The organism is Actinomycetota bacterium, assembly GCA_040881665.1.
Taxonomy (GTDB): Bacteria; Actinomycetota; UBA4738; order UBA4738; family HRBIN12; genus JBBDWR01.
In genome coordinates this window covers 266,295-282,137 of record JBBECT010000007.1, presented here as the reverse complement: position 1 = coordinate 282,137, position 15,843 = coordinate 266,295, and the positions used below count along the sequence as shown (strand labels likewise).

Here is a 15,843-nt window from a genome sequence, read left to right as displayed (position 1 = left end):
CTTCGGGTACCCCGCGAAGCGTACGGTGCTCTACGCAGTACCGGAAGCGGACCGTTCGTCTTTTCTTCAGGCGGCGGCAAGAGGAGCCGATGCTGGCAACGCGGCACTCACCGAATGCATCGGATCGCGGCCCGCGCCCGGAGTCTTGTGCCCAGGAACGACCGAGGACGCGGGGAGGAGGTGACTCGCTTTGAAGGCTCGGATGATCCGCTGGTTCTACAGCGTGGCGACCTTGGCAGGACTCGTGATGGTCCTGAGCGCCGGCAGGAAGTGGAAGGTGCCCCACTGAGCACTTTCCACTGGGGATGGGTGAGCTGAGATGACCTCACGGGATCTCGACACTCACGATCCACTTCCTGCTCGCGGGTCGGATCCTTCCGAACCCGAACCGAGTCCCCTCGTCCATCTGGGCGAGCGGCCGGCGGTGGCGCGCTATGTCGGCGCGGTGACACTGTTCGGCCTGGGGCTCCTCGGTGTCCTGATCGGCACGCACGGCGTGGAACTCGGCCGCGGCCCGTACGGCGCGGCCGGGTTCTGGTTGTTCTCCGCGCTGCTCGTGGTGGCAGAGCTGTTCCCGATCGGGGTCCAGCGCGACGATGAAGTCGACGAGATCACCACCTCGACGACGTTCGCGTTCGCGCTGGCGATCGCCTACGGTCCCGTCCCCGCGGCGCTCGCGCTCGTGGCGGGGTCGGTGATCGGCGACGTCGCCCGGCGCAAGCCGATGTGGAAGACCGCGTTCAACGCGAGTCAGTACGCGATCTCGGTGATCGCTGCGGGGGTCGTGTACGGATACCTCGCCTCGGGACCCCCGCACGGTCCGGAGGCGTTGCTGCCGCTGTTCGCGAGCGCCGCCACGTTCTTCTTCCTGAACACGATCCTTCCCGGCGTCGGTCTCGCCCTCGTCAACGGGGGCCCGCTCGTCCGTCAGGTCGCGCACGACTTCCTCTTCCAGGCCTACACGGCACCCGCGCTGCTGGCCCTCTCACCGATCCTGCTGTTCGCCGCCGACCAGAGCCTGGCCTTCGTTCCGCTGATCGTGATCCCGATCGGAGCCGTCTACTGGGGTGCGAACGCGGCGCTCGAGAACGTCCGGCTGGTGGAACGGCTGCAGATCAACCTCGCACGCGCCAAGGAGCTCAACCGGATGAAGGACGATTTCGTCGCGGTCGTGTCCCACGAGTTGCGCACCCCACTGACCTCGATCCAGGGCTACATCAAGACCGTGCTCCAGCTCGGCGACGAGCTCGAGCCGGGGCAGCGCGAGGCGTTCCTCGAGGCTGCCGACCGGCAGAGCGAACGTCTCCGCCGCTTGATCGAGCAGACGCTGATCGTCGCCCGCCTCGAGAGCCATGTCGAACCGCTGACGCTGCACGAGGTGGCCGTACAGTCGCTCGTGGACGTGGTCGTCCACGAGCTCTCGCCGATAGGACACGGGCACACCTTCGACGTGCGCGTTCCCGCCGATCTCGACCCGGTCCGGACCGATGAGGGCAAGGTGCACCAGATCCTGTCGAACCTCGTCGAGAACGCGCTCAAGTACTCACCGCCCGACACGCGGATCACGATCCGGGGAGAGCCCGGCGTCAACGGGATCCTCGTGGCCGTCGAGGACGAGGGACCCGGCATCCCCGAAGAGGAGAGAGATCGGGTCTTCGATCGCTTCTACCAGGTGGACGGCACCGCGACGCGGCAGGTGGGCGGCACCGGCCTCGGGCTGTACATCTGCGCGAAGCTCGCGGAGGAGATCGGCGCTCGTCTGTGGCTCGAGACGACGGACCGTCCCCGGGGATCGATGTTCTGCCTCTTCCTTCCCGGCAGCGCGGCGCCGCCGCGCGCGCGGGACGCAGGAGACCCGCAGGCGATCGCCGATCCGCCGGGAGGTCGTCGAGACGGTTCGGACGGTCCCGACGAGCCCGGTCAGTCGATCACCGCGAGCGTCTGACCGGTCTGCACGACCTGTCCCGGCTCGACGGGCAGCTCGGAAACCTTCCCCTCCCGCTGGGCCACGATCGAGTTCTCCATCTTCATCGCCTCGAGGATGCAGACGACGTCGCCGGCCTCGACCTGCTGGCCCGGTTCCACGAGGATCCGCAGGATCGTTCCCTGCATCGGCGCCGAGATCACGCCGTGCACGTGCTCGCCGTGATGGGTCTCGTGCGCCGCGGGAGGTCGAGGCGCCCCCGTCCGCCGTTCGTCGAAGATCCGGATCGGCACCCGCCGTCCGTCGACCTCGAGAAGGAGGTCGGTCGGCCCGGGAACGCCGCTCCCGCTCGCCGGACCCGCCCCGAGCTCGCTCTGCGCGGGGAGGTCGGCCTCCACGAGTGCGCGTTCCAGCCACGCCGTCGTCTGCGTCCCGGCGATGAACTCCTTGGTTCGCAACACCCAGGCGTGGAGCGGGATCGTGGTGGGAACCCCCTCGACGGTGAACTCCCCGAGTGCGCGGAGCATGCGCCGGCGGGCGGTGTCGCGATCGTCCCCGCCGACGATCAGCTTGGCGAACATCGAGTCGTAGTCGCCCGGGATCTCGTGTCCTTCGCCGATCCCCGAGTCCACCCGGACGAACGGGCCCGATGGAGCCCGGTAGGTGTGGACGCGCCCCGGGCCCGGCAGGAAGTTGCGCCCCGGGTCTTCGGCGTTGATCCGGCACTCGATCGCGTGCCCTCGCGGTGCCGGATCGAGGTCGAGCTTCTCGCCGAGGGCGACGGCGATCTGGAGCGCGACGAGGTCCTCCCCGGTCACCATCTCGGTCACCGTGTGCTCGACCTGCAAGCGCGTATTCATCTCGAGGAAGTAGAACGCCCCGTTCTCGTCGACGATGCACTCGACGGTGCCGGCGCCGACGTAGTCCGCTTCCGCGGCGAGCGCGAGCGATGCCTCTGCCAGTCGCGTCCGGAGAGCGTCGTCCACCACGGGGGAGGGTGTTTCCTCGATCAGTTTCTGATGGCGGCGCTGCACCGAGCAGTCACGCTCGCCCAGGAAGTACGCACCGCCGCGCGTGTCGCACAGGATCTGGGCCTCGACGTGATGCGCCCGGTCGATGTAGCGCTCGAGGAACACCTCGGGCCGCCCGAAGTAGGCCTCCGCCTCGCGTGCGGCGCGCTTCAGGGCGTCGTCGAGCCGTTCGGGGCCGCGCACGATGTGCATCCCGCGGCCCCCGCCACCGAACGCCGCCTTGACCAACAGTGGGAAACCGATCCGCTCCGCGTGCTTGGCCGCATCGCCGATGTCGATCGGATCGGGGGTGCCCGGCACGATCGGAACACCGACGCGTTCGGCCGTGCGTCGCGCCGCCGCCTTGTCTCCCATCGTCTCGATCGCCCGCGCGGACGGTCCGATGAAGGTCGCGCCGAACTCGGAGACCGCCGAAGCGAAGTGCGCGCGCTCGGAGAGGAACCCGTATCCGGGATGGATCATCGTCGCCTCACCGCGGCGCGCGGCCTCGAGGATCGCCCCGATCGACAGATAGGAGTCAGCGGCCAGCGCCGGTCCGATCCGGTAGGCACTGTCGGCCATCTGCACGTGGAGGGCGTCGCGGTCGGCATCGGAGTACACCGCGATCGCGTGGATACCGAGCTCGCGGCACGTTCGTATGATCCGCACGGCGATCTCACCGCGGTTCGCGATCAGGATCCTCGGTTCTGCCACGCGCGCTCCGTCGTCTGCGATGCTGCCCGCGACGGCGGCGACCTGGTCCGGCCGCGCGCCGGGCGATCCCGCCGGAAGGAGGGTACGTGGGCAGCACGCCGCTCTCGCTCGAGACGCTGGCCGGCATCTGGAACCGCGCCGGGCTCGAGGCCCCCGTCCGGTTCGATGAGGTTACCGGGTCGACGAACGCCACGGCGTCCGAGCTCGCGCGTCACGGTGCCCCCGAGTGGGCGGTCGTGGCGGCGGCGCATCAGACCCGTGGGCGGGGGCGGCTCGGCCGGGTGTGGGCAGACCGTCCGGGCGCATCCTTGCTGTGCTCGATCGTGCTGCGGCCTGCGATCCGGCCCGCGGAAGCGGGGGTCGTGTCGCTGCTCGCGGCCGTCGCGCTCGCCGAAGCGGCGGATGCGTCGGCAGGAGCCGCGGCGGGATGCAAGTGGCCGAACGACGTCCTCGTCGAAGGCCGCAAGGCCGCGGGGATCCTCGTCGAGGGTGCCGTCGACGGCGAACGCGTCGATCACCTCGTGCTGGGGTTCGGGGTGAACCTCGACGAGCCCCCCGTGGAAGGCGCAGGAGCGATACGCGCCGGCCCCGCAGTGGTTCTCGATGCGTTCCTCGAGGCCTTCGTCCCGCGGTACCGGCCCGCCGATCCGGACTTCGCACGGACGGTGGTGGGTCTGTACCGGCCCTGGTGCTTGACACTCGGTCGGCTCGTCCGCGCGACGATCCTCGACGGCGACACGATCGAGGGCGAAGCGGTCGACCTCGACGATCGGGGAGGGCTGCTCGTCGAGTCCGGGGGCCGCACGGTCACCGTCGCGTTCGGTGAGGTCGAGCACCTCCGACCCGGCGCCGGCTTCGTCGTTCCCGGGGTGGAGTGATGCACACGAGGCGCGCGCTTGCAGGTGACGGGTGGCCGGGGTAGCTTCCGCCCGTGACGTTCCCCAAGCGCCTGCTGATCGACGACGAGCAGCTCGTGATCGATACGCGACCCCACTGGATCGCGCTCGTCGCCCCCGTCCTCGTGATCGTCCTGGTCGTCCTCGCGTGGATCATCGCGCTGCCGAACCTGCCGGACGGTTCCGCGGGGGACGTTCTGCGGTGGGTCCTGATCGGCGCGGGCGTCGTCGTGATCGCGGCCTTCTCGGTCCGGCGGATCGTCGATTGGCTCACCGACAACTTCTGCGTGACGAGCGACCGGATCATCCACCGGCACGGTCTGATCGCCAAGAAGTCGATGGAGGTTCCGCTCGAGCACATCAATGACGTGCGGTTCCAGCAGAAGATCTGGGAACGGATGATCGGTGCCGGGACGATCGTGATCCACTCCGCGAGCGAGGCCGGACGACAGGAGTTCAAGAACGTGCGCAATCCCGAGCATGTACAGAAGACGATCTATCACGAGGGTGAGAAGAACCAGCAGCGGATGCGCGGCGGGCTCCAGGTGCCGCAGGCGCCCACGGTGACGAGCGAGCTGCATCGACTCGCCGATCTGCGGGATCGAGGCGTGCTCACGCCCCAGGAGTTCGAGGAGCAGAAGGCGCGGATCCTCGGCGGAACCACTCCCGCTCCGTAACCGGCGTGCGCATCGAGGGACTCGACCACGTGTACTACTGGACCGCGAACATGGATGTCGCGGTTGCGTTCTACCGGGACGTTCTCGGGCTGGCCCTGCTTCGGCGTGACGGAGACGTCTGGGCCGAGTTCGACACCGGTCCCGCCCGGTTCGCCCTCCACGGCCGGGAGGGGGTCCCGGCGATGCCCGGGGGCACCGCGGTGTTCCGCGTCGCCGACCTCGATGCCGCCAGGCTCGCCGTTACCGATCACGGCGTCCGGATCGAACGTACCGGCGAGGTCGAGGGACGCGCGAGGTTCGCCGCGCTGCGTGACCCCGACGGGAACCCGGTGCAGTTGATCGAGCATCTCCCCGCACGCTGAGGGCTCTGCGCGGGAACCCGCGAGGCACCCGCGGGTCCGCGTGCTGCCCCGCGGGACAGGGCCCTCGTCGGAGCGTGGGCGACGCTCCGTATGCTGACCGTGATGGAGCCCCGGACCTGCGAGCGTTGCGGCCACGTCCTGCCAGAGGACGCCCGGTTCTGCCCGAACTGCGGGCAGCCGGTCGGGCTGTCCCAGTCCCAGGACCGCAAGGTGGTCACGGTCCTGTTCGTCGACCTGGTGGGATCGACCCGGCTGTCGGCCGAACTGGATGCGGAGCGGTTCCGGATGGTTCTGGGCGCGTTCTACGAGCTCGTCGGGGACGAGATCTCGACGCTCGGGGGACATCCCTCCAACTTCGCCGGGGATGCCGTGGTCGGGGTCTTCGGGATCTCACAGTCGCGCGATGACGACGCGCTTCGCGGTGTGCACGCCGGACTGCGGATCGTCGAACGCACCGAGCGATTGGCTTCGGAACTCGCGCTGTCCGAGCCGCTGCAGGTGCGGGTCGGAGTCAACACGGGGACGACCGCGGTCGGCGAGAATCCGATCGATCGCAACGTCGTGATCGGCTCCGAGGTGCACCTCGCCGCGCGGCTGCAGCAGAACGCGGAGCCGGGAGAGGTGCTCGTCGGCGAGACGACGTGGCTGCTCACGCGCGACGCTGTCGAGTTCGGCATCGAGCGCAAGATCGAAGCGAAGGGGTTCGGAGAGTCGGTCGTGGCTTGGCCCGCGCTCCGGCTCGCGCGCGGCGCGGCACGCCGGCGGATCGCGATGGTGAACCGCCAGCGCGAGCTCGCCCTGTTGAGCGACACCTACGAGCGCGTCGTCGAGCATTCGCGATCGCACCTGGTGACCTTGCTCGGCGAACCCGGGATCGGCAAGAGCCGTGTGGTCGACGAGTTCCTCGGCAAGCTCCCGTCGTCGACGACCGTGCTCCGCGGCCGGTCGAGCGCGTTCGAGGAGGACGCGACGTTCGCTCCGATCTCGCAGATGGTGTTCGACGAGCTCGCGATTGAGCCGAGCGAGTCCGACGAGGGGATCCGCGCGCGGCTCACCGAGGTCGTCAACGGTCTGGTTCCGGACGGTGACGGCAACGGTGAAGCGGCCGGGGAACAGTCGCACGGCCAGGTCGTCGACCGGCTCGGGCTCGCCCTGGGGATCGGGGAGGAGTCGGGGGAGGAGCGGCGCTACCGCAGCGGAGAGATCCGCGCGGGGTTCCTCGCCTTCCTCTCCGGGCTGGCGCGCCGGGGGCCGATCGTGCTCGTGTTCGAAGACCTGCACCTCGGGCGCGAGACCCTGCTCGAAACGGTCGAGCTGCTCGTGAAGGAGGCGCGCAGGATCCCCCTGCTCGTCCTCGGGGTCGCGCGTTGGGAGTTGCTCGACCAGCGCCCGAACTACGCGGGCGGGTTGGCCGACGCCGTGACCTTGTGGGTCGAGCCGCTCTCGGTCGGCCACGCGACCCAATTGGCGCTCGAGGCGGGCGAGAGCTTCACCGACGACGAGGCCGAGCGGGTCGCGCGCCATGCGGGCGGCAACCCCTTCTTCATCCTCGAGACGAGCGCGATGCTTCGCTACGAGGGCGAGGACCTGCCGCCGACCGGCGGCCTCCCCGCGCGGCTGCTGCCGGCGACCGTCCAGGCCGTCGTCGCCGCGCGGATCGACCATCTGCCGCCGGAGGCGCGCGATGTGATGCGGAAGGCGTCGATCTTCGCGCGTTCGTCGTTCGACCTCGACGAGCTCGGCTTGATCGCTTCGCCCACCGCCGAGGTGCTCCACGTGCTCGAGGACGAGGAGATCCTCGTCAGCGACCCGGATCGACCGGCCGTCTGGCGGTTCCGGCATGACCTGCTCCGCGATGTCGCGTACGAGGGCGTGTCGAAGCGCGAGCGGCAACGGTTGCACCTGCGGCTGGCGAACAAGCTGTCCGAGCCCGAGCGAGCGGATCGGTACCCGCGCACGATCGCCTATCACCTCGAGCAGGCGGCACGCAACGCGCTCGATCTCGATCCCGGCGACCGCACGCTGGCCGAACGCGCCGTGAAGGCGCTCGCCCACGCGGGGGATCTCGCCCGCCGCCAGCTCGAATCGCAGGCTGCGGTCGATCTGTACGACCGCGCCCTCTCGCTGTCGGGACCGGAGTCCGGCTGGGGCGAACGGGAAGCGTGGATACTCTCGCTGCGCGGCGAGGCGCAGTACTGGCTCGGAGAGTTCCCATCGGCCGAGGATTCGCTCGCGCACGCACTCGAGCTCGACCCGCGCAGCGTGCTGATCCGAGCGCACGCGTCGCGGTACCTCGCGGACATCTCGCTCACGATCCGCGGCGAGCGCGAGCGGGCGGCCGAGCTCTTCGACGCCTCGCTCACGGCGTCGCGCGAGCTGGGCAATCCGGCGGTCCTCGCGCGCACCCTGTTGATGGCGGGGTGGGTGCCCTATTGGGGGAACGATCTCGACCGCGCCCGCGCGATGTTCGAGGAGGCCCTCGAGGTCGCGCGGGTGAACCCTCGGTCGGACGCCTGGGCCGAGGCGCGGGCGCTGGTCGGGTTGTCGTCGATCACCTCGCCCGTCGGCGACGAGGTCGGATCGCTGGCGCTCGCACAGGAGGCGCTCGAGATCGGTCGCACGAGCAACGATGCCTTCACGGCCGCGGTCGCGCACGAGAACGTCGCGAACTCCCTGCGCCGCCAGTGGCGGCTGGACGACGCTCTCGAGCACGCCGAGGAGGCGATCCGGGCCTTCCGTGAACTTGGTGCCCGGTGGGAGCTCGCCAGCGCGCTCGGCGACCGAGGGGTGATCCGGCGGCTGCTCGGGCACCCTGAGGAGGCCGTTCCGGATCTGCGTGAGGCCTATCGGATCTGTCGCGAGCTCAACGAGCGGGCGCTGATCTCCTGGACCGCCGCCGAGCTCGCTCGGGCGTTGATCGTCCAGGACGAGGTCTCCGATGCCCGCCGGCTGCTCGAGGAGCCGGCGGCGCGTCTCGCTGCCGACGAGCCCGGGTCGGCCGCCTCGATGCTCGCGGCCGAGAGCCTCCTGGCCCTCGCCGAGGGCGACCGCCAAACCGCTCGAGCCAAGGCCCTCGAGGCCCTCGAGCTCGAGCGTGCCCAGGGCTGGCCCAATCCCGTCCACACCCAGATCGTGTGGATCGGTCGCCTGCTCGGCGTGGAGGACGCCGGTGGGGACGAGGCGGTCCGGGCCTCGCGAGAGGCCTTGCGCCGCAATCATTGGATCCAGGCACTCGAGGAACCGGACCAGCTTGCCGAAGCTGTTGAGTGATGGGTGCACCGCGTCGGACCCCGGGTAGGCTGGGCTACCCCGGGCCCACAAGCCATATGCGACCTCCCCGACCTCCCCACGCGAGCTCCGGCCGTGGGCGCGGATCCCGCGCCCCGATGCCGCGCGTCCTCGTTGCCGCCGTGCTGGTCGCCGCCGTCGCCGTGCTCGCGCCCGCGTCGCCGGCCGCATCGGTGACGAAGAAGCAGGTCAGCGAGGCGAAGGCCGAGTTGGGTCGGATCGCTGACGCGATCGCCGACAAGCGCGCGCAGCTCGACGAGATCCAGGCGGATGCCGCAGACCTCGCCTTCACGGTCGACGAGGCGAACGGCGAGCTCGCCAACGTCCAAGCGCAACTCGCGGGCCTCCGGGAGCAGCTCGATGAGGTTCGCACCGCGTACGAAACGCGGGTCGGTCTGCTCGAGGACCGGGCCCGCGAGGCGTTCATGTCGGGTTCGGGCTCGAACCTCGATTTCATCCTCGGCGCGTCCTCGATCACCGACCTGTCGGACCGCGCGGCGTTCGTGGACCAGGTGACGGCCGCCGACTCGGACATCGCGGCCGAGGTCGCGCTCCTGCACGAGCAGCTGGAACTGCGCGCCAGGGAGCTCACGAAGCTCGAGAACCAGCAACGGCGCGCGATCGACGCCCTGTTCGAACAGCAGACGCTGCTCGAGGCGCAGTTCGATGCGCAGCAGGACATCCTCGACGCGATCGAAGCCGACAAGGCCCGCCAGGAGGAGGCGGTCCGCAAGCTCGGGAAGCAGTACCGAGAGAAGCTGCTCGCCCAGCAGGGGTATTCGGGGAAGATCGGGAACGGCGTGCTGAAGGTCTGTCCCGTGGACGCGCCCGTGGCGTTCGGCGACTCGTTCGGCGCTCCCCGCTACACGGGTGGTTACCATCCACACGCCGGCAACGACATGTTCGCGCCTGTCGGAACACCGATCCGCGCCACATTCCCGGGGATGGCGGTCGATGCGACGAACACGATCGGAGGACTGTCGGTCAAGGTGCTCGGCGAAACGGGAGAGACCTACAACGCGCACCTGTCCGCTCTGGGCAAGCTCGGACCCGTCCAGACGGGCGACATCATCGGGTATGTCGGAGCGAGTGGGAACGCGGCCGGCACGCCCTCCCACAACCACTTCGAGTACCGTCCGAAGACGATCCCGTCGCCGTGGCCGGAGAGCACCTACGGGTACTCGGTCGTCGGAGACTCGATCAACCCGTACCCGTTGCTGACCGCGGTCTGCTGAGGCCGGTCACCGTTCGGCGCGCAGCCGCAGCAGTATGCCCGCGCCCACCAGCAGCGCGCTGAGGGCCCCGACCCCGATCACGATCAACAGCGTCGAGGAACCGCTCCCGGAGCCGGCCGGGGAGGGGGCCGGCTTGGGACGGCCACCGACGAGCAGATAGCCGGGACGCGCGAGCGCGCTCTCCGCTTGCGAGAGCTCCGGGGCATCGCGCGTTTCGAGCCGCTCCCATGCTGTGCCGTCCGGTGAGAACAACACCACGTGCCCCTCGCCGTGGATCGTGGGGAGTTGGGGGTACACCAAGATCACGCTCGCCGTGCCGTCGCCGAACCGACTGAGGGGCGGTCCCGGGAGGAACCGCGCCTGGATCCGAACGACGTTCCCGGCGGCCACGAACCCGTCGGGGACGGGCCCGAAACGGGCCGGGTCCAGCGGCTCGATCGTGACCTCCGCGTCGCCGGCTCCCGCGCGCGGAGGGATCAGGGCCTTGGACGCGACGAGGGTCGTCTGCAGATCCTTCGTGGCGAGCACGTCCGCAACGGAACCCTCCGGTCCCAAGGGGAGTCGGAACCGCTCCGGCGTGGGGAGCCGGTTCGTGTTCCGCAACAGGGGAGGGGGTTGCACCCAGCGGTAGGGGATCACGGGGCCGATGCCGTCGAGCAGCGGCCTGCGGGCCACGGGGGAGATCGAGCCGGACAACGCCGCCCCCCCGAGGGCGATCGCCACGACGACGATCGCGGACAGCGTCAGGCGGGCGCGGGAGGTCATCGGGTCGACAGGAGCGAGGGATCCACGACGTCGGTCGCGTACGGCGCCGGCCACACGACGACGTGTTCGTCGGGGTCGAGCCACTGCCAGATCACGCTCGCCGCCCGGAGGTTGGTCCCGGCGTCGGGGGTGCCGGCCCTCCCGAACGCGAGCCCGCTGCCGTTGGGAAGGGACCCCGCCGGAAGGTCGGCCGTCCGCGCGGCCTCGCCGACCGCCGCGGGGGTCGGAGATCCGGCCGCCGGGAGGACCTCGTGCAGCAACGCCCACGCGCCGGAGAACCCCGTCAACGCCGGAGCGCTCATCGGCTCGTCGAAGCGCTGCTCGTACGCGGCCGCGGCACGCGCGAGCAGGGTTCGGCCCTCGGCTGTCAACCCCGTCGGATCGATCGCCTGGGCATCGGGCTTGTCCGAGGCGAACGTGCCGATCGCGTCCCGGCCGAGCGCGGCTCCGAACTCCGGCATGCAGTAGCTGGACGAGGTCCCGATCGCGGCGACCAGGGGGAGGCGCTGCCGGGCGATCTGCCGCTGGATCGCCACGCCGTCGGTCAGGTACGCGGAGACGAAGACGACGTCGGGGCGCGCACGCGCCACGTCGGCGATCAGGCGTGCCGCGTCGAGCCGGGTCTCGTCGTAGTCGAAGGTCCCCACCAGGTGCAGTCCGCGTGCGTCGAGCTCGTCGAGGGCGCCGGCGGCCACCGCGCGGCCGTAGACGTCGTCCACGTTCACGACGGCGAAGCGGAGCTCGTTCGGATCGCGATCCACGCCGGGGGCGAGCTCGTCCGCGACGAAACGGATCGCCTGGCGGCCGAGGACTCCGCCATCCGCCGGGACGCGGAACACGAGTTCCCCGGCGCCCCGACCGGTCATCTCGCCCACCGCTCCCGTCTCCCAGAACACCATCCCGCGCCGGGCCGCCTCGTCCGCTGCCGGGAGCGAGATCGTGCTGCCGTAGCTGCCGACGAGCAGCTCGATCCCCGCCGCGTCCAGCTGCGCGACAGCGGCCGCCGCGCCGTCGGAGCTCGGGACGTCGATCGGTTCGAGTTGCACGTCACGACCGCCTACGCCGCCGTCCGCGTTCACGAGGTCGGCCGCGAGTTGCACGCCCCGGAACTCGTCGATGCCTCCCGGCCCCTGCGATCCGTTCAGTGGATAGATCGCACCGATGCGGATCGAGGTCGCCTCGCCCGAGCAGGAGGAGGCGGCGATCGATGCGATCAGGGCGAGCGCTCCGCAGACGCGGAGCACGGCGGCTGCGTGCGGGCGGCGCACCCGCGGACGGATCACACGAGCACCGCCACGAGGTTGAAGGCCACGTGCGTCGCCGCGGGCAGCAACCACGAACCCGACACCGATCGTTGCCACGACAGCAGGAGCCCCGCCCCGAGGTCGAGCGGCAGGGCGGCGGTGCCGTAGAGCGGAACGTGGATCGCCGCGAACAGGACCGCCGTCGTGAGGAGGGCTGCGACCGTTGCCCAGGGCCAACCGATCGCCCGCTCGATCGTGCCGAACATCGCGCGGCGGAAGAACGCTTCCTCCGCGATCGCCGCCAGGAGTGCGAACGGGACGGCCGCTACGATCGGCGGCAGCGGGACGATCGGCGGGAGCAACAACGCGCCGAGCACGAGGGTCGCGACGCCGGCACCCGCAGCGACCATCGCCCCGCGCGCCCGGATCCGCTCGGGCGACGGCACCAGGAGAGAGCCGGCGAGCAGTGCCGAGAACAGGATCGCCGTCAGCGCCGTTCTGGGTACGGCCGGATCCAATAGGAGACGCCGCGACAGCAACAGGCCCATGCCGCCCAACAGGACCACGGCGACAGCGGCGAAGGTCACGAGCGGGGGCCCGCTCGCAACCCATGGACCGGTGGCCGGAGGGCGGAGGGACGGAGCGTGCCGGATCTCGGTCACGTCGCCTCGAAGACGACGTCGGAGACGACACGAGGATCGAACGGCGCGTGATCGGAGGCGACGAACTCGACGCGTAACACGTGCTGGCCCGGTCCCACGTCGGGGAGCCTACCGCGCAGTCCCGACGTCATGTCGAGCAGCTCGTCGTCGAGCAGGATGTGAACGTGCCCCTGGTCGGGGCGCACGTCGGTCGACGCGGTGTCGACGAGCTCGGCGCCCTCGAGCGCGATCCGAAGGGGCACGTCGCCGACGTCGACAACGTCCCCATCCGATGGGGACTCGACCGCCAACTCAGCCGTGCTCGTGGGTCGAGGGATCACGGACGGTCCGCTCGGAGACGTGGGCTCCGGCTCGTCGCCGGAGCTGCATCCGGTGAACGCGAGGATGCAAGCCAACCCCAGCGCGAGCGTGACGGGAAGGAAGGCTCGAGCGGGGTTGCTGCCGTGTCGGCTCCTCATCCGGAGACCTCCTGTTCGTAGGCAACAGATAGTGATGCGCCCGTTCGCGGTTCGGCATCGAGCTCGAAGCCCCACGTCCCGGCCGTGAGTGTGACCGCCGCGACGAAGTGCCCGGGGGACAGGCGGATCGCGTCCAGATCGACCTCGTCGCCCGCGGGCGGGGTCGCGGTCAGGCTCGCCCGGGTCAGCGGCAGCTCCTGCCCGTCCGCATCGAAGGCGGTCACGTGGACCTGTCCTGGACCCGGAACGTCCGGATCCAGGTACGCCTGCACCGATCGCCCGTCGCCGAGCTCGATCGTCGTCAGGTCCGGCAGCTCGCCGGTCCCGGGCGTCACCGTGACCCGCTGCGGCGCGCTTTCGATCGGGATCTCGAGCGGGACCTCTACCGAATCTCGGGAGCGCTCGATTAGCATCGGACCCTCCCATAGTCCGGCGATCGACAGGCCCGTCGATGACGCAGCCCATGTGGACCCGTCCCGGGTGAGCGCGACCTCGATCGGCTCCAGACCGGCGGAGCCCGCGAGTGCGAGCCGTAGCGTCACGCGTTCCGCTTCGATCGGTGCACCCGTGTCGAAGTCGACGACGTCGGCACGGAACAGGTTCGGTCCCGGGCGGGCCGGCGTAACCGTCAGTCGTACCCGCACCGAGGTCGCGAAGTCGCGTCCTTCGACGACGACCTGAGGTGGGGGTGCGGGCAGGACCGCGCGCGCTTCGTCGGCCGGTGGAAGTCCCGCGAGCACTCCGGTCACGCCGAACACCCCTGCCGCGAGGAGCACTTCGAAACCGACGTTGCGAACGATCCTGCCTTCCCCGCGTTCGCCTCGGGTGCCCAGGCCCGGGAGTTCGCGGAACCGGTTCCAGGCGCCCAATGCCACGAGCGTGGCCACGACGGCGAGCTTGATCGCGAGCGTCGTTCCCCAGGCGGTGGCGAGGATGTCGGCGATCTCGCCGAATCCACCGAGCAGATCGATCGACCGGAGCGATCCGGTGACGAACACGAGAACGAGCGCGATACCCGCGAGCCGGGAGAACCCGCGGATCGCGTCCGGCCGTGTGACGGAGTCGAGTCGCCGAGCCCCGAGTACGAGCCACCCGAGTCCGCCGGCCCAGACGCCGGCGGCGACCACGTGCACCCATTGGACACCGACCGCGAGCCAGCGCGCGTCACGCGCTGCGCCCGCGTGCCCGCCCAGCGTGTGGAACAGCAACGCCACAGCCGCCGCCCCGCCGACGACCGCGACGGTTCGGGCCGACGGATGCCGGATCGCGGCGACGACGGCACCGCCGCACACCAGAACGGCCAGCCCTTGACGAACGAACGCTCCGCCCGTGGAGGATCCGATGAACGCGGCGAGCGTCGTATCGGCCGCCGAGGCGGCGGCAGCCGTCACCGCGACCGCCCCGGCGGCGGCGACGATCCACGAGACGACGAGCACCGGGACCAGGCCGGGTGGCCGACGGCGGAACACCAGGAACCAGGACGAGGTCGCCGATACGAGCATCGCGAGCCCCACGTACAGCAGCCAGCGCCCGGCCACCGACAGTGGGCTCGGCGACGGTGTTCGGAACGAAGGCGCCGTGGATGCCGGAACCCCCGGCGGCTGCCCGATGCCGAACGTCAGCGCATCCCCCGTGGTGTGGCCGTCCACCGTCGAGGTCACGCGGTATCCGAGGGTGTAGGAGCCATCGCCGAGATCCGGAACGGGGAGCGTCACGACGAGGCCGTTCCCGGGTGCTCGTGGGCCGCCGAGCTCGATCGATCCTCCGGAGGCGTCGAGCAGGTCGAACTCGGAGATCCCGAGATCCGGTGGCTCGCTGAACCGCAGGAGGATCTCGGAGGGCGAGGTCTCGAGGATCGCGCCGTCCCGCGGCGTCGAGGACTCGAGGGCCGCGTGTGCGGACGCCGGTGCCGCCCACAGACCCGTGAGGACGACGGCAAGTGCCGCGACGAGCGCCGAACGAACCGGCCACCCGGGGCCGCGGATCCTCGAGCGGCTCATGCCTGTCCCCGACTCGCGGCATCATCGACCACGAACTCGGTGCTCGACCGCACGCGAGGAGAGAACGGCGCGTGGTCGGCGGCGACGAACTCGGCCTCGAGACGGTGTTCACCGGGCGCGAGGTCGTCGAGTTGCACCGGCGCGCCGTCGTAGGTCATGTCGATCAGCGCTCCGTCCAGCATGAGATGGATGTGCCCTTCGTCGGGACGGACCTCGGTCGTCGTCGCGTCGACGACCGACCCGTCGCGCAGGTCGATCCGGACGTCGACCTCGGGACCGGTGACGATAGCGCCTGCGACCGGTGACGCGATCGCGAGCCGTGCCGGGGATGCCGGCCGGGGGCCGCTCAGCGGGGTCGGGCCCCAGATCGCGGTGGGGACGAACACGGCCGATGCGAGGAGCACGACCGCGGCGCCCAGCACGATCCACGCGCCCGGACGCGGCAGCCGGCGGAACCCGCTGCCGAACAATCGGCTCCACGCGACCCATCCCGCCCAGAGGGCGACGAGGACGAACGCCGTCGCGGCGATCTCGTCCGCGCCCCCCGCATGGGCCAGACGCACCCACGAGGAGGAGCGGACCGAGGTCGTGATGTCCATCGGCGCGGC

Annotated in this window: 13 protein-coding genes; 6 read left to right on the top strand and 7 right to left on the bottom strand. The window is 70.5% G+C overall.

Translation table 11 applies throughout. From position 1 onward, the window contains the following. Positions 1–424 precede the first annotated feature (424 nt). The gene (locus WEF05_11520) at positions 425–1,945 is read left to right on the top strand and encodes an ATP-binding protein (protein MEX1102509.1); all 1,521 of its coding nucleotides are present in this window, start codon (positions 425–427) and stop codon (positions 1,943–1,945) included. Here the strand turns inward: WEF05_11520 and WEF05_11515 are convergent. Next, entirely contained in the window at positions 1,921–3,648 is a 1,728-nt protein-coding gene (locus tag WEF05_11515) for a biotin carboxylase N-terminal domain-containing protein (GenBank protein MEX1102508.1), read from the bottom strand. The two genes, WEF05_11520 and WEF05_11515, sit on opposite strands and share 25 nt — an antisense overlap. Before the next feature lie 86 nt (positions 3,649–3,734). On the opposite strand from WEF05_11515, the gene WEF05_11510 reads away from it, so the two are divergent. The 5 genes from WEF05_11510 to WEF05_11490 all read left to right on the top strand — a co-directional run bounded on the left by WEF05_11510 (position 3,735) and on the right by WEF05_11490 (position 10,106). Then, on the top strand, positions 3,735–4,526 hold the full coding sequence (locus WEF05_11510) for a biotin--[acetyl-CoA-carboxylase] ligase (protein ID MEX1102507.1): 792 nt from the start codon (positions 3,735–3,737) through the stop codon (positions 4,524–4,526). A 53-nt stretch (positions 4,527–4,579) separates the two neighbouring features. Continuing rightward, a complete protein-coding gene (locus WEF05_11505) occupies positions 4,580–5,221 on the top strand; it encodes a PH domain-containing protein (protein ID MEX1102506.1) in 642 nt (213 codons plus the stop codon). 5 nt (positions 5,222–5,226) lie between these two features. Then, the gene (locus tag WEF05_11500) at positions 5,227–5,583 is read left to right on the top strand and encodes a VOC family protein (GenBank protein ID MEX1102505.1); all 357 of its coding nucleotides are present in this window, start codon (positions 5,227–5,229) and stop codon (positions 5,581–5,583) included. Positions 5,584–5,685: 102 nt separating this feature from the next. After that, the gene (locus WEF05_11495) at positions 5,686–8,853 is read left to right on the top strand and encodes an adenylate/guanylate cyclase domain-containing protein (GenBank protein MEX1102504.1); all 3,168 of its coding nucleotides are present in this window, start codon (positions 5,686–5,688) and stop codon (positions 8,851–8,853) included. Positions 8,854–8,969: 116 nt separating this feature from the next. Beyond that, positions 8,970–10,106, top strand: coding sequence for a peptidoglycan DD-metalloendopeptidase family protein (locus tag WEF05_11490; GenBank protein ID MEX1102503.1), 1,137 nt, complete (start codon positions 8,970–8,972; stop codon positions 10,104–10,106). 6 nt (positions 10,107–10,112) lie between these two features. Here the strand turns inward: WEF05_11490 and WEF05_11485 are convergent, their stop codons facing one another. From WEF05_11485 to WEF05_11460, 6 genes are all read right to left on the bottom strand, one after another. Beyond that, positions 10,113–10,871 carry a hypothetical protein gene (locus tag WEF05_11485; protein MEX1102502.1) on the bottom strand — a complete coding sequence of 253 codons (759 nt, stop codon included), beginning with the start codon at positions 10,869–10,871 and terminating at the stop codon, positions 10,113–10,115. Then, complete coding sequence (locus WEF05_11480) at positions 10,868–12,139, bottom strand: ABC transporter substrate-binding protein (protein MEX1102501.1); 1,272 nt, start codon at positions 12,137–12,139, stop codon at positions 10,868–10,870. Before WEF05_11480 ends, WEF05_11485 begins: the two co-directional genes overlap by 4 nt. Positions 12,140–12,150: 11 nt before the next feature. Continuing rightward, complete coding sequence (locus WEF05_11475) at positions 12,151–12,702, bottom strand: CPBP family glutamic-type intramembrane protease (GenBank protein MEX1102500.1); 552 nt, start codon at positions 12,700–12,702, stop codon at positions 12,151–12,153. A gap of 71 nt (positions 12,703–12,773) precedes the next feature. Next, positions 12,774–13,235, bottom strand: coding sequence for a hypothetical protein (locus WEF05_11470; protein MEX1102499.1), 462 nt, complete (start codon positions 13,233–13,235; stop codon positions 12,774–12,776). Continuing rightward, a complete protein-coding gene (locus WEF05_11465; GenBank protein MEX1102498.1) occupies positions 13,232–15,235 on the bottom strand; it encodes a copper resistance protein CopC in 2,004 nt (667 codons plus the stop codon). Before WEF05_11465 ends, WEF05_11470 begins: the two co-directional genes overlap by 4 nt. After that, complete coding sequence (locus tag WEF05_11460; protein ID MEX1102497.1) at positions 15,232–15,834, bottom strand: hypothetical protein; 603 nt, start codon at positions 15,832–15,834, stop codon at positions 15,232–15,234. The genes WEF05_11465 and WEF05_11460 overlap by 4 nt, the downstream gene beginning before the upstream one ends. Positions 15,835–15,843: the final 9 nt, after the last annotated feature.

Bases quoted from the DNA above. Each gene is read 5' to 3' on its own strand.
- WEF05_11495 (MEX1102504.1), top strand. From the start codon at position 5,686: ATGGAGCCCCGGACCTGCGAGCGTTGCGGCCACGTCCTGCCAGAGGAC.
- WEF05_11490 (MEX1102503.1), top strand. From the start codon at position 8,970: ATGCCGCGCGTCCTCGTTGCCGCCGTGCTGGTCGCCGCCGTCGCCGTG.
- WEF05_11485 (MEX1102502.1), bottom strand. From the start codon at position 10,871: ATGACCTCCCGCGCCCGCCTGACGCTGTCCGCGATCGTCGTCGTGGCG.
- WEF05_11470 (MEX1102499.1), bottom strand. From the start codon at position 13,235: ATGAGGAGCCGACACGGCAGCAACCCCGCTCGAGCCTTCCTTCCCGTC.
- WEF05_11465 (MEX1102498.1), bottom strand. From the start codon at position 15,235: ATGAGCCGCTCGAGGATCCGCGGCCCCGGGTGGCCGGTTCGTTCGGCG.
- WEF05_11460 (MEX1102497.1), bottom strand. From the start codon at position 15,834: ATGGACATCACGACCTCGGTCCGCTCCTCCTCGTGGGTGCGTCTGGCC.